This window comes from Bacillus sp. FSL R5-0820 (assembly GCF_038593385.1).
Lineage (GTDB): Bacteria > Bacillota > Bacilli > Bacillales > Bacillaceae > Bacillus > Bacillus altitudinis.
This window is the reverse complement of sequence record NZ_CP151991.1, coordinates 3,418,007-3,432,197: the sequence shown is the minus strand read 5'-3', so window position 1 is coordinate 3,432,197 and position 14,191 is coordinate 3,418,007. Positions and strand designations below refer to the sequence as shown.

The 14,191-nt window shown below is 42.3% G+C and carries 12 protein-coding genes; 9 read left to right on the top strand and 3 right to left on the bottom strand.

Annotated features, from left to right (window positions below):
* Positions 1-20 precede the first annotated feature (20 nt).
* The 6 genes from galT (at position 21) to qoxD (ending at position 7,086) form a co-directional block, all read left to right on the top strand.
* Positions 21-1,541, top strand: coding sequence for a UDP-glucose--hexose-1-phosphate uridylyltransferase (gene galT, locus NST15_RS17750; RefSeq protein WP_052320534.1), 1,521 nt, complete (start codon positions 21-23; stop codon positions 1,539-1,541).
* Positions 1,542-1,548: 7 nt separating this feature from the next.
* On the top strand, positions 1,549-2,631 hold the full coding sequence (locus tag NST15_RS17745; RefSeq protein ID WP_035389879.1) for an aminopeptidase P family protein: 1,083 nt from the start codon (positions 1,549-1,551) through the stop codon (positions 2,629-2,631).
* 513 nt (positions 2,632-3,144) lie between these two features.
* A complete protein-coding gene (qoxA, locus tag NST15_RS17740) occupies positions 3,145-4,101 on the top strand; it encodes a cytochrome aa3 quinol oxidase subunit II (protein ID WP_089374137.1) in 957 nt (318 codons plus the stop codon).
* Between the two features lie 27 nt (positions 4,102-4,128).
* Positions 4,129-6,087 (top strand): cytochrome aa3 quinol oxidase subunit I, encoded by a 1,959-nt coding sequence (gene qoxB / locus NST15_RS17735; protein ID WP_008345496.1) that lies wholly within the window; start codon positions 4,129-4,131, stop codon positions 6,085-6,087.
* The gene (qoxC, locus tag NST15_RS17730) at positions 6,087-6,704 is read left to right on the top strand and encodes a cytochrome aa3 quinol oxidase subunit III (RefSeq protein ID WP_007497820.1); all 618 of its coding nucleotides are present in this window, start codon (positions 6,087-6,089) and stop codon (positions 6,702-6,704) included. Before qoxB ends, qoxC begins: the two co-directional genes overlap by 1 nt.
* 1 nt (position 6,705) lies before the next feature.
* Positions 6,706-7,086, top strand: a complete 381-nt coding sequence (gene qoxD / locus NST15_RS17725; RefSeq protein WP_007497818.1) for a cytochrome aa3 quinol oxidase subunit IV — start codon at positions 6,706-6,708, stop codon at positions 7,084-7,086.
* A gap of 77 nt (positions 7,087-7,163) precedes the next feature.
* Here the strand turns inward: qoxD and NST15_RS17720 are convergent, their stop codons facing one another.
* Positions 7,164-7,427, bottom strand: coding sequence for a spore morphogenesis/germination protein YwcE (locus NST15_RS17720; RefSeq protein WP_008345491.1), 264 nt, complete (start codon positions 7,425-7,427; stop codon positions 7,164-7,166).
* Between the two features lie 476 nt (positions 7,428-7,903).
* On the opposite strand from NST15_RS17720, the gene NST15_RS17715 reads away from it, so the two are divergent.
* The 3 genes from NST15_RS17715 to NST15_RS17705 all read left to right on the top strand — a co-directional run bounded on the left by NST15_RS17715 (position 7,904) and on the right by NST15_RS17705 (position 11,034).
* On the top strand, positions 7,904-9,115 hold the full coding sequence (locus tag NST15_RS17715; RefSeq protein ID WP_008345489.1) for an FtsW/RodA/SpoVE family cell cycle protein: 1,212 nt from the start codon (positions 7,904-7,906) through the stop codon (positions 9,113-9,115).
* A gap of 110 nt (positions 9,116-9,225) precedes the next feature.
* Entirely contained in the window at positions 9,226-9,975 is a 750-nt protein-coding gene (gene nfsA / locus NST15_RS17710) for an oxygen-insensitive NADPH nitroreductase (RefSeq protein ID WP_017360135.1), read from the top strand.
* A 54-nt stretch (positions 9,976-10,029) separates the two neighbouring features.
* Positions 10,030-11,034, top strand: a complete 1,005-nt coding sequence (locus tag NST15_RS17705) for an LLM class flavin-dependent oxidoreductase (RefSeq protein ID WP_342499068.1) — start codon at positions 10,030-10,032, stop codon at positions 11,032-11,034.
* Between the two features lie 11 nt (positions 11,035-11,045).
* Here the strand turns inward: NST15_RS17705 and NST15_RS17700 are convergent, their stop codons facing one another.
* Together NST15_RS17700 and NST15_RS17695 are read right to left on the bottom strand one after the other, a co-directional pair.
* Complete coding sequence (locus NST15_RS17700; protein WP_017360133.1) at positions 11,046-11,273, bottom strand: hypothetical protein; 228 nt, start codon at positions 11,271-11,273, stop codon at positions 11,046-11,048.
* Between the two features lie 81 nt (positions 11,274-11,354).
* The gene (locus tag NST15_RS17695) at positions 11,355-13,778 is read right to left on the bottom strand and encodes a S8 family serine peptidase (RefSeq protein ID WP_052320532.1); all 2,424 of its coding nucleotides are present in this window, start codon (positions 13,776-13,778) and stop codon (positions 11,355-11,357) included.
* Positions 13,779-14,191 lie beyond the last annotated feature (413 nt).

Here is a 14,191-nt window from a genome sequence, read left to right as displayed (position 1 = left end):
CAGGGGAGGAGACAAAGGGAATGGCGATTGATATTTTTGAAAAGCTAGAACAGCTGATTCAATATGGGGTTAATAAAGAGCTGATATCACCACTAGATATGGATTATACAAGGAACCGGCTGCTAGAGGTGCTTGGTCTCGATGATGCTGAGGCAAGAACAGTCTCAGGAGACAGCGACCTTGAAGACATCTTAATGCCGATGCTCGATTGGGCAGTTGAAACAGGTCTTATTCCTGACGGGACAGATACGTATCGTGATTTATTAGATGCCAAAATCATGGGCTGCTTGGTGGCGCCTCCGAGTGTCATCTATGCAAAGTTTGAAGAGAAACGCAAGCATTGCGGACCAAAGGCAGCGACAAGCTGGTTTTATGAAATGCAGCAGCATGCCCACTATATTCATACAGGCAGAATCGCCAAAAATGTGCAGTGGTTTACACCGACAGAAGATGGTGAGCTTGAGATCACGATTAATCTATCGAAACCGGAAAAGGACCCAAAAGCGATCGCTGAAGCCAAACAGCTTAGTCAAAAGCAATATCCTCTTTGTCTCCTTTGTAAAGAAAACGTTGGGTTTGGGGGACGCATCAATCACCCAGCAAGACAGAATCACCGGATTATTCCGGTAACACTTACAAATGAGTCGTGGTTTATGCAATTCTCGCCGTATGTGTATTACAACGAACATTGTATTGTGTTCAAGGGCGAGCATGAACCAATGCAGATATCTAAAAAGACCTTCGAGCGTCTGCTTTCCTTCATATCTATATATCCGCACTATTTCATAGGATCAAATGCTGATCTTCCCATTGTTGGAGGCAGCATATTAAGTCATGACCACTTTCAAGGTGGTGCTCATGAATTTCCGATGGCGAAAGCAAAGATGGAAGAAGTGTTTTCTCTCGAAAAGTTTCCGAGGGTGAAGGCGGGTATTGTGAAATGGCCGATGTCAGTGATCAGGCTTCAAAGCAGCGACCAGCAGACGCTTGCGGAGGCAGCAGATTTTATATTACATGAGTGGAAAATGTATTCAGATCCAGAAGCGGGGCTGTTCTCACATACAGGAGAGACCCCGCACAATACCATTACACCGATCGCACGCCGCCATGGGGATGAGTACGAATTAGATCTCGTGCTACGAAATAATCGTACAGACAAGCAGCACCCAGGCGGAATCTTCCATCCGCACAAAGAAGTTCATCATATTAAAAAAGAGAATATCGGATTAATCGAAGTCATGGGTCTCGCCGTGCTTCCTGGAAGATTAGCAGAGGAATTAAGCCAGCTAAAAGCGGCGCTGCTATCCAAAAACCCTCTTGAAGAAATCAAAGCCTGTCCGCCTATCATGAAGCACGAGTCATGGGCAGAGCGTCTGATCGAAGAGAATACCTTTACGAAGGACAACGTAGAAGCCATTTTACAAAAAGAGATCGGCCTCATTTTTTCTCGTATACTCGCGCAGGCGGGTGTGTTTAAAAGAACAGAGCAAGGGAAAACAGCATTTAAACGTTTCATTCAAACACTCCATACAGGCAGGTGATGAGTTGATGATTGAACAGGTAAGAACTTTAATGGAAGAAAAGCAACTTGACGGTGTTCTGATTCAAAAGCGTAATAACTTTTCTTGGCTGACTGGAGGAAGAAGAAATCACATTGTGTTAAACACGCCAGAGGGCGTTTGTCAGCTACTTGTGTTGAAAGACGATATTGTCCTAGTTGTGAATCAAATGGAAGAAAAACGAATCATTGAAGAAGAAATGGCGTATTTTGACCATCCCTTTCAAGTCGTCACAATGGATTGGTTTGAGGATGAGACTCCTTACATTCAAACACTCATAAAAGACAAACGAATTGGTGCGGACATTCAAATGGAAGGAGTGGAATGGATCGAACCCGATTTGTCTCGTGTTCGATCCATCCTTTCAGCGCCACAGCTCAGCCAATATGAAACCCTTTGTCATGACACAGCTGTTATTGTAGAAAGTGTCTGTCAAGAAATCGTTCCAGGACAGACGGAGCATGAAATTGCTTCGCTTGTTGCTCAAAGAGCGATCGGGCAGGGGATGACGATAGAAGTGCTGCTTGTGGCAACAGATGACCGGATTCATCAATATCGCCATCCGATCCCAACAGAAAAAGCACTTCAAAAGCATGCACTGGTTGTCCTTTGTGCTGAACGGCATGGACTCGTGGCAAATGTCACAAGATCCGTTTACTTTGGACAGCTACCAAAGGAGCTTGAAGAAAACAAGGAAAGGCTTGCGCGAATTGACACGGTCATGAATGCGGCCACTCGTCCAGGGAACACCATTGGAGATGTATTGAAGGCCGGCATTGCTCAATATGAAAAAGAAGGATTTCCTGATAGCTGGAAAAAGCTTCACCAAGGTGGCAAGACTGGATTTGTGTCTAGAGAGATCATTGCAGTTCCTACATCGGTGGAAGAGATCCAGCTTCATCAAGTATTCACTTGGAATCCTTCCTTACCAGGATTGAAATCAGAAGATACGATGGTCGTCGAGAAAGAGGGGAATCGCTTTTTAACCTATACAGGCAAGTGGACGTATATAGACATAGAACATGAAGGAAGCATCTATAGACGACCAGACATTTTGGTGAGAGACGAATAATGAGAAGCCGGCGATGAGCCGGTTTTTTGCTGGAAGTCTTTAGTGAGTTTCCACTCATTTATCACCATTACCAATCATTACAGCGCATAGGGGGAGGATCGATACTTTCTTTTCTTGTCGACTTGCGTTAAAATGAGTAAGGTTTTTGTTAAATATGGGGATACCTATTTTAGAATTGTTTACCTAGATAAAATTTCATAAAGTTAAATTGAAATTTGACCAAACTTTTTTATTGTGGTAAACCTAAATTTGACAAAGTTCTTGATTGTTTGTCCTTTGCCTTCAACTCTCAACTTTTCAAATTCCTAGAAATTTATTGTGTGTGCAATAATATAAATTTATGGCGAATTTATGACATTTCAATAGAAATCTGTTGAAAAATAAATGAACTTTTGAAAAAAGGGGAGCTAACTCCAACAGATTTTGATAGCATTACAAAGGGAAGAAAAGTTTTCGAAGGCAGATGGCTTTTCACAATTATTCAGCAATTTATACATTATTTAAGGAAGGATGGTGATCTTCTTGTTCAGAGCCATTAAACCTATGCTTTTATTAGCGATGCTCGTGAGTGTTTTTGTATTAGGAGGTTGCAGCAATATCGCTGTTTTAGATCCTAAAGGACCAGTCGCAGCACAACAAAAAGACTTAATCCTTTTATCTATTGGATTCATGCTCTTTATCGTTGGTGCGGTATTTGTACTGTTTACCATCATTTTGGTTAAATACCGTGAGCGTAAGGACGTTGGAAACGCCTCTTATAACCCAGAACTACACGGGAATACGCTTCTAGAAGTTGTCTGGACAGTGATCCCAATATTAATCGTTGCTGCCCTTTCAGTTCCAACTGTAAAAACCATTTACTCTTTGGAAGAGGCGCCTCAAGCAACAAGTCATAAAGATCCACTTGTCGTTTATGCTACAGCAGTTGATTGGAAATGGATCTTCAGCTATCCAGAGGAAAATATTGAAACAGTGAACTACTTAAACATTCCAAAAGATCAGCCGGTTTTATTCAAAATCACTTCCGCTGATACAATGGCATCTCTATGGATTCCTCAGCTAGGCGGGGAGAAGTATGCGATGGCTGGAATGGAAATGGAACAATATCTTCAAGCTGATGAAGTAGGCACATATGAAGGAAGAAACGCCAACTTCACAGGAGAAGGCTTTGCTCAGCAAAAATTCAAAGTCAATGCGATGACGCAGTCTGACTATGATAAATGGGTAAATAAAACGAAAAAAGAAGCACCAAAGTTAACGAAGAAAACGTATGACTACTTGATGCTTCCTGATGCTGCAGATGTGCAGACATTCTCATCAACACATTTATCTTTTGCGAAGCACGGAGAGGATTCTGAATATGCACTCCAAGCACGCAAACGTTTAGGTTACCAATCAGTTTCTCCGCATTCCAAGACAGATCCTTTCGAGAATGTGAAGAACTATAAAAGAAAACTAGAAAACGAATAAACTGACTAAGGAAAGGAGGAGGCCGTTATGCATTTAAAATGGGATGAGTTTTTTGTAACTGGAGACCCATTAATTCTTGGTGCGCAAATTTCTATCGCTCTTACTTCCATTGCCATTGTGTTTGTTTTAACCTACTTCAAAAAGTGGAAATGGCTCTGGAAAGAATGGCTGACATCAGTTGATCATAAAAAGCTTGGAATCATGTATATCCTTGCTGCTGTGATTATGTTCTTCCGCGGTGGGGTAGACGGACTGATGATGCGCGCGCAGCTGGCGCTTCCTAATAATACGTTTTTAGATTCAAACCACTATAATGAAATTTTCACAACGCATGGTACGATCATGATTTTATTCATGGCGATGCCATTCTTAATTGGTTTAATCAACGTCGTGGTTCCTCTTCAAATTGGTGCACGTGACGTTGCATTCCCGTATTTGAACAACTTGAGCTTCTGGACATTTATGGTCGGAGCAATGCTGTTCAACATTTCCTTCGTTATTGGAGGATCACCAAGTGCAGGCTGGACGAGTTACATGCCGCTCGCCGGAAATGATTTCTCACCAGGACCTGGACAGAACTACTACTTGCTCGGGCTCCAAATTGCAGGTATTGGTACACTAATGACAGGTATTAACTTCATGGTGACCATCTTAAAAATGCGTACAAAAGGTATGACGCTTATGCGTATGCCGATGTTTACATGGACAACATTGATCACGTCTGTCATTATCGTTTTCGCATTCCCTGTTTTAACAGTTGCTTTAGCACTTATGACATTCGATCGTTTATTCGGTTCAGCATTCTTTACACTCGAAGCGGGCGGTATGCCAATGCTTTGGGCGAACCTTTTCTGGATTTGGGGACATCCTGAGGTATATATCGTTATCCTGCCGGCTTTCGGTATTTTCTCAGAAATCTTTGCGACGTTCTCAAGAAAGCAGTTGTTTGGTTACAAAGCGATGGTTGTATCGATTGTGGCAATCTCTGTTCTTAGTTTCCTTGTGTGGGTTCACCACTTCTTTACAATGGGGAACAGTGCAGCGGTTAACTCATTCTTCTCGATCACAACAATGGCGATTTCTGTACCAACAGGTGTGAAAATCTTTAACTGGCTCTTTACAATGTATCGAGGCCGTATCAGTTTTACATCTCCAATGCTTTGGGCACTTGGTTTCATCCCGAACTTCGTAATCGGTGGTGTGACTGGAGTTATGCTTGCGATGGCAGCTGCGGATTACCAGTACCATAATACGTACTTCCTTGTATCCCACTTCCACTATGTATTAATCGCAGGTACTGTATTTGCTTGTTTTGCAGGTCTTGTTTTCTGGTATCCGAAAATGTTTGGTTACAAGTTAAACGAACGAATCGGCAAATGGTTCTTCTGGGTATTCATGATCGGATTTAACATCTGTTTCTTCCCGCAGTACTTCTTAGGACTGCAAGGAATGCCAAGACGTATTTATACGTATGGACCAGAAGATGGCTGGACTGCACTAAACTTTATTTCAACAATTGGTGCATTCATGATGGGTATCGGATTCATCATCCTTTGCTATAACATTTACTACAGCTGGAGACACGCGAAACGTGAAGTGTCTGGAGACAGCTGGGGAGAAGGACGTACGCTTGACTGGGCGACATCTTCTGCAATTCCGCCGCATTATAACTTTGCAGCACTTCCAGAAGTGACGTCACCAGATGCATTCCATCATTGGAAGCAAAACAATGTAGACGTTCATCCTGAAAAAGAATTCAAGAAAATTCACATGCCGCACAATTCAGGCAGACCGCTGATCATGTCTGCATTCTTCGGACTTGGTGCATTCGGTCTTGTATTTGAATGGTACTGGATTGGCGTTATCGGCTTAATCGGTGTATTCGCAACAATGATTTTACGTTCATTTGAATATGACGATGGCTACTATATTCCTGTTGAAGAAGTGATTGAAACAGAGAAAAAGAATAAGGAGGCGCAGAAGTAATGGGACATAATGATAGCAGCTATGCAAATGCACCGCTTGAATATCAGTCTGAAACAGGACGTTTAAACATCCTTGGTTTCTGGATATTCCTTGGCGCGGAAATCGTGTTATTCTCAACACTTTTTGCGACCTACTTTGTTCTTCATGGCAGAACAGCTGGCGGCGTTTTGCCAGCTGAGCTATTTGATATGAAGCTTGTATTGATCATGACATTCCTGCTATTGGTGAGTTCATTTACATGCGGGATTGCCGTTCATGAAATGCGCCGTGGAAGTACAAAAGGGGTTGTCATTTGGACGATTCTGACACTGCTTCTAGGTGCAGGCTTCGTTGGTTTTGAGATTTTCGAATTCTTCCATTATGTACATGAGGGTGCGAGCATCCATACAAGTGCATACTGGTCTGCATTCTTTGTTCTTTTAGGAACTCACGGATTACACGTATCCATCGGTATCTTCTGGATTACGGGCGTCTTGTTCCAAATTAAAAAACGTGGATTAACACCACAAACAGCAGCGAAGATCTTTATCTCAAGTCTATACTGGCATTTCCTTGATGTTGTATGGATTTTCATCTTCACAGCTGTGTACTTGATCGGATTAGGGGGGCTTTTGTGATATGGCTGGAAAAACACATTCCTCAGCAGAGCACGAACACTTCCCTTGGAAACACGTAGTCGGCTTCATTCTCTCCATTGTGCTAACCATCTTAGCATTCTGGATTGCCATCGGAGCTGAAATTGGCAGTTCCGCAAAACTATGGATTATCTTTGGTTTTGCCTTCATTCAAGCATTCTTGCAGCTGTTCATGTTCATGCACATGACAGAGAGTGAGAACGGAACTGTTCAAGTCGGAAATACTTTGTTTGGTCTGTTCTGTGCGATCATTTTCGTCATCGGGTCTGTTTGGATCTTCGCGGCTCACTACAGCCACGGAGAGAACAGCAAAGACGGTTATTCACCATCTGCGCCAAAGCAGTCTGAGCATTCAGAGAAATAATAAAAAACCACTCATCTTTCATAGGTGAGTGGTTTTTATGCTGATTGTGATAACGCTTCCAATTGATGATGTGATATCTATCTGCTGCTGAATCTTTTACGAATGAATGGAAGTCCATAGATGAGGAAAGCTGCAATGTGAGCCAGAATCACGTTAATGGCAAAGAATGCGATCATGAAGGTATGTCCTGCTGGAGATAAACTGCTTGTCATGTAAAGACCGAAGAAAATCCACATAATCATGATGGGTGGAATAGATGCTAATGCAATCTTTCTGTTTTCCAACCATAAAAACAGGGGTGTAGCTGTTGCAATACATAGGTACGCAAAGAACATATCCATCGTATCCAACTCCTTTGTAAGTTGATGTTCAATTCAAATGAGAGGTCAGGATGCAATTGTGTCTGTTTTTAGGAGATATTGTGAACATTTTGTTACAAATATTATACCACAATTGACTTTGAAGTAAACTCAATAATTGGAAAATGGGCCTTATTCCGCAGAAATTGTTTTTTTTCTTATACCTCAGTTAAGCTTATGCTGGCAAGATGTTCACCTTTCATATCGCCACATAAGTCATTGAATTTTCCCCTTAAAATCTGTAAAATAATCTTTTTAAAGGACTTATGATCGGTTGTCATGATAGAGTGGAAAGGAATTTTTTCCTATTGTTAGGATGAAAAGTATTTCATTTTTTGAAAATAGAATGGAACCTTTCAGGTGTCACTTCCGTCATATTTAAGGTGAGTTGCTTTTGTGAAAATTTCAATCTAATATAAATAAGGGCTTTTATGTTTTGTAATAAGGGTGGTTAGTTCATGAACAAGCAGAATACATCTCCTTACTATCAGGGAGATTTGATTTTTATATTTTTAGCCTTCTTTGCCATCAGTGTCATCGCTATTTATGCTGCGGGACAGTTTGGGCAATATGGATCTAATGCATGGACCAGACAGATCATTTACTACATGGTCGGGGTCATCTGTATTGTGGCTATTAATTACTTCGATCTGGAACAATTAGAAAAGTTAAGCCTATATATTTTTATAGGCGGCATTATGCTCTTAATTCTTTTAAAAATTGCTCCTGCACAAATTGCAGGTCATGATTTTGCTCCAATTAAAAATGGTGCAAAAAGTTGGTTTGTGTTACCGGGAATTGGAACATTTCAGCCTTCAGAGTTCATGAAAATTGGTTTGATTATGATGCTCGCCTCTGTCATTGGGAAGGCAACCCCAAGAGGAAAACGAACATTAGAAGATGATATTTTCCTACTATTAAAAATTGCCGGCGTGGCTGCTGTACCAGTCGGACTCATCTTTTTGCAAGATGCAGGTACGGCTGCGGTATGTATGTTTATTGTCGTTGTCATGGTCTTTTTATCAGGGGTCAACTGGAAATTGATCTCTCTCATCGGTTCAGTGGTTGTGCTCTTAGTTGCCGCTGTGTTAGCCGTGATTATTCTATTCCCTGATTTCGCACAAAAGATCGGGATTCAGCAGTATCAGATCAATCGGATTACCGCTTGGCTGCCTGATAGTTCTTCGACAGCCAACCAAGCCCAGACACAGGATGCATCTGGATCTGATAAATATCAAGTCGAGCAAGCCATTATGGCAATTGGGGCAGGACAAATTTTCGGGAACGGTGTTAAAAACTTAAAAGTGTATGTTCCAGAAGCACAGACAGATATGATTTTCTCTATCATAGGGGAAGCCTTTGGTTTTGTCGGCTGCGCATTTGTTGTGATCATGTTCTTCTTCCTGATTTACAGGCTTGTTGTGTTGATTGACCGTATCCATCCTTATAGCCGGTTTGCGTCATTTTTCTGTGTAGGATATACAGCATTGATTGTCATCCATACATTCCAGAACATTGGCATGAACATAGGCGTCATGCCTGTAACAGGGATACCGCTCTTATTCATCAGCTTCGGGGGAAGCTCTGTTTTATCTGTTCTGATTGGATTTGGTATCGCCTATAATGCAAGTGTTCAATTAACGAAATATCAAAGTTATTTATTTAAATAAAACGGGTAAAGGGCAGTCTAAGCGTAGGCTGCCTTTTTGGTGTGAGTTCTAACTTTTGAAAAGCAATATTCATTTGTCTTATGATAGTAGGAGTGAAGGAGGTCTTCGAATTGAATAAAACGATAGAAACCATCTTAAATCATCGGTCCATCCGTTCGTTTACAGATGAGCGTCTGACAGACGAAGAAGTGCTGACACTTATCAAAAGTGCACAGGCTGCTTCGACATCAAGCTATGTACAGGCGTATAGTATCATTGGTGTAACAGATCAGGAGAAGAAGGCGAAGCTTGCTGAACTGGCTGGAAATCAGCCATACGTTGAGAAGAATGGGCATTTTTTTGTTTTCTGTGCAGACTTGAAACGCCACGACTATATCGCAAAAAAAGCAGGGAAAAACCATCAAGAAGCGCTTGAGAATACTGAAGCCTTTCTGATCAGTGTGATTGATGCGGCGCTCGCTGCGCAAAATGTCAGTGTCGCCGCAGAATCTATGGGACTTGGCATCTGCTATATCGGCGGACTGCGTAATCAGCTGAAGGAAGTATCAGAATTACTTGAAACGCCTTCCTATGTGCTGCCGCTATTCGGCCTGGCCATAGGACATCCTGCCAATTCATCATCTCAAAAGGAACGGTTGCCCGTTGAGCTGATCTATCATGAAAACACATATCAGCAAGACGAAGCTCATGTGGATCGTTATTTAAAAGAATACGATGATCGTATTTCATCATATTATGAAGAACGAACAAACGGTGAGAGAAAAGATACATGGTCTGAGCAAATGCTTCGAGGCTTTAGCCAGCCAAAACGTGCTTTCCTCGGAGATTTTGTGAAAGAGAAGGGCTTTAATCGAAAATAAATCAGGAAATCCCCCTTTCAAGTGAGAGAGGGGGATTTCTGTAAGAGGTGCGACATCATGAAATTAAGTATACTTGATCAATCTCCTTTGATTGGAGATGCGACGCCTGCTGAGGCGCTGAAGCAAACAGTCGAGCTGGCGAAGCAGGCAGAGAAATGGGGTTATCATCGATTTTGGGTATCAGAGCATCACTTTTCAAACCGGCTCGCAGGATCGAGTCCAGAGGTGCTTCTCGGTCATTTATCAGCTGTGACGTCACATATCCGTATTGGTTCAGGTGGCGTCATGCTGCCCCACTACAGTGCCTATAAAGTAGCAGAGAACTTCAGAGTGCTCGAAGCCTTGGCTCCGGGCAGAATTGATCTTGGCATTGGACGTGCTCCTGGAGGTATGCCGATCTCCTCCATTGCCCTTCATCATGGAGAACGGAAGCGACTTGGTGATCAATACCCCGAGCAGGTAGAAGAATTAAGGGTGTATTTACATGATTTAGCCGATGAATTTTATCCGCTGCCTCACCTGACCGCTTCTCCGAAAGTAGATACTGCCCCAGAGGTATGGATGTTAGGTTCCTCTGGAGGAAGTGCACGGCTTGCCGCAAAAGCAGGTGCAGGTTATACGTTTGCTCTTTTCATTAATGGAGAAGGCGGAGAAGACTCTGTGTCGCAGTATATCAACCGATTTGAACCTTCGGAATTTGGTGATGAGCCGCGTGTCAGTCTTGCGGTCTTCGTTTTATGTGCAGAAACAGAGGAACAGGCAGAAAAATTGGCTGTCAGCTTAGATTTATCATTATTAGCTAGCGAACAAGGACAGAACCTTGGCGGCTTTCCTTCATTTGAACAGGCAAAGGACTATTCCTACAGTCCATATGAACAAAAACGAGTAGCAGCCAATCGACAGAGAATGGTTGTTGGCACGCCAGCCTCTGTGAAGCAGCAGCTGACAGAACTCGCAAAGGCGTATCGTACAGATGAAGTGATCGCTGTGACCATCACACATCACATGCAAGAACGTCTCACATCGTATCGTTTATTAAAAGAAGCTTTTGACGCATAACTTATGTGAATTTACCGTCTGCGCAGCCAATAAAAGGGATAGAGGAGCATCATGGTGAGAATAAAGGCAGCTGTCACCGCCAAGCTAAGCGGATAAATGCAGGTGGTATAGACAGTCAGTTCACATGCTTGATGAAAAGGACGAGGCTGTTTTGCATGTAAAAAGGTAAAAAAATAAACCAAGGTGATCGTGAGAAAAAAAGCCGTCATAAAAGAAACGATCCATAGCCATATCAACATGAATTTCTCTTTCCTCCATATATGATAGAAAAGCCTTGTTGAGCTGATGGGCTCATACAAGGCTTATTATGTGATTCTTGTTTATTCAGGATAAATATCGAATGGTTCTTTCGTTTGAACCGTATCTGATTTGCCTTTCAGGCTTGCATACGCAAGCATTGTATACTCACCTGCTTCTAACTTCTGTCCTTTATTGATCGTGCCATTCCATTTCACACGATGCTCTCCTTTATCAACATGTTGATAAACTCCTGCTTCACCTAAATACTCTCCATCTGTCGAGTAGACGAGGAATGCAAGATTTTCAGCACCGCCTGGGAGATAGCTACTAATGACATAGCTTCCAGCACGGTTATCAGGCTCTACGGAAACCGAAGTGACGCGCGGGTAATCAGGCTCTTTTACAATCAATAAAGTAGGGATTTCAGTGACCTTTCTGCCATTTTCGCGAATGGTGATACTGCCTTGGTACGTTCCTTTTTTCGTTTTTCCATAATTCACTTGTACTGCGGAAGTAAAGGACCCTGTGGAATTCCCTTTTACTGTGATTTTTTTCGTGCCGTTTGTGCTAATGCCATTGCCATCGAACTTGTAATCAATGGTATAGGTTTTCGGTGCTTTTGACAGGTTTTCTACCTTGAACTTCTTCGTTTTGATTTGAACGCCCTTTTCTTTTAAGAAAGTGCCGTACGAATAGCTTGCATCAGACACAATAGAAGACGCTTGAAGTGATTCGATGATTCGAACGCTGCCTGTGCCCTGCGTATTGTGAGGGAACTGGCTGCCATTTGGGTCATACAATGTTTCTGCTGTATTCATCATCAGCGCTTTAATTTGCTCTGTAGAATACGATGGTTTTGCTTGTTTAATAATCGCTGCTACTCCGGCTACATGAGGAGATGCCATGCTTGTTCCTTGCTTCGATCCATAGCCGTATGGCTGAGAAGGATCGTGTGTCGGAATGGTGCTGACAATACTCACGCCAGGTGCTGAAAGATCTGGTTTGATCATCCACGTATCGACAACAGGTCCGCGAGATGAGAAGTCAGCGACTTGTTCACTTAACTCTTTCACAAATTGAATCGAGAAAGTTGTTGTATTGTTACCAGCCTCAATGGCTTTAACAAGTGCTGTTCCTTCCGCTTTTGACAGCTTAATCGTCGGAAGTGCTAGACCTGGTACATCCACAGGGATTTCTCCATCGGTATTGTTGTACATGACAACGCCGATCGCACCAGCAGCTTTCGCATTGTCCACTTTATCAACAAAGGCAATGGCTCCACGTTCAATCACTGCCACCTTTCCTTTGACATCGATGTTTTCAAAATCTTTTTCGTCACCGATGCCTGCTTGGACGAGTGTGACTTGTTTTTGGTCAAGTGCTTTTAAATCATTTTCTTGATAGTAGCCCATCACTTTTGCTGTTGAATAGTTCGGGAATTTCACGTTGTATAAACTGTACGGAAGCTGAGTGGCTCCGACAGAAATAGCATCTCTTGATGTCCCAGGAGATCCAACGGTCCAGCTGTTTGGCCCACTGTTTCCGTTTGATGTCACAGCAACAACCCCTTCAGACATGGCCCAATCCAGTGCGATGCTTGTTGCATAATCAGGGTTATTCACACTGTTCCCAAGAGAAAGGTTCATGACATCGGCTCCGTCAGTGACAGCCCGGTCGATGCCTGCAAGGACATTTTCAGTTGTTCCTGATCCGCCTGGTCCAAGGACACGGTAGGCGAGAAGGGTAGCGTCTTTAGCGACACCTTTAATTTGTCCATTTGCCGCAATTGTTCCTGCGACGTGTGTACCATGATCTGTCGATTCGCCTCTAGGATCTCCTTTTGGTGTTTCTTGTGGAGAATAGTCATTATCAACAAAGTCATAGCCTTTGTATAATCCGAAGTTTCCTTTTAAATCAGGGTGGGTATAGTCTACTCCAGTATCAATGACAGCGACTTTTACCCCTTTTCCAGAGTAGCCGGCATCCCATGCTTTTGGGGCACCGATAAATGGAGCACTTTTATCCATGAGTGGAGAGACATCCTCATTAGGAAGCTGGACGCTTTCCTTTTTCACTTCATCTGTTTGATATGTAACATCCGGATAAACGGCTTTTACTCCGTCAACTGCGAGCAGTTTCGGGATTTCGTTTGCAGGAAGTTTCATAGAGAAACCAGAGAAGACTTTTTCATATTCTTGACGAACACTCGCTTTATCTAACTTTTTGAGTGCTGCATTCTTTACTTTCGTTCGAGATTTTTTGAGGGAGGCCTTTGTTTGTGCTTCGCCTTCTTGCTTGGCTTCAACTAAGGATTTTTCCTTTAATTCAACAATGACAGTGGTGTGTTTTCTAGACTTAACATTGATTTCGCCGAAGATTTCTGCTTTTTCCAGTTCCACCTGTTTGTTCGATGGAGCGGCAGCAGCCTGACCTGAAAAGAATGTGGATAAGGTAAAAATAGTGGAGAACAATAGAACAGAAGAACGAGAGATTACTTTTTTCAATTAATTTTCCCCTTTCTAGCTGTGTATTTAGGGAGATAGCCTTTCTTTTTGTGGATAAATAGGAAAGATTCACTGCCCGTTATTAAGTATTCCATACGATGAAACCAATTCCTTTACTGAAATGGTCTTATTTTACATAGTCATAAAGAACTATTTTGTTTATAAAGTCACACTTATGCACAATAATCTGTTGATAACTCGATTATTCAGATATATATATGGAAAATAAAAAAATCTCATACACAAAATCTAGTAAGAGGGTGTTGATATGTGGATAAACCCTGTTGATAAGATGTGCTTATCTTTGGGATAGTGTGTGTATAAAATTTTCATAGAAACATTGTGGAACATGATCATCTTCTGCACTTTTCAACAAAACTTCTGAAAACTAGTTCGTTTTTTCACCCAGATTG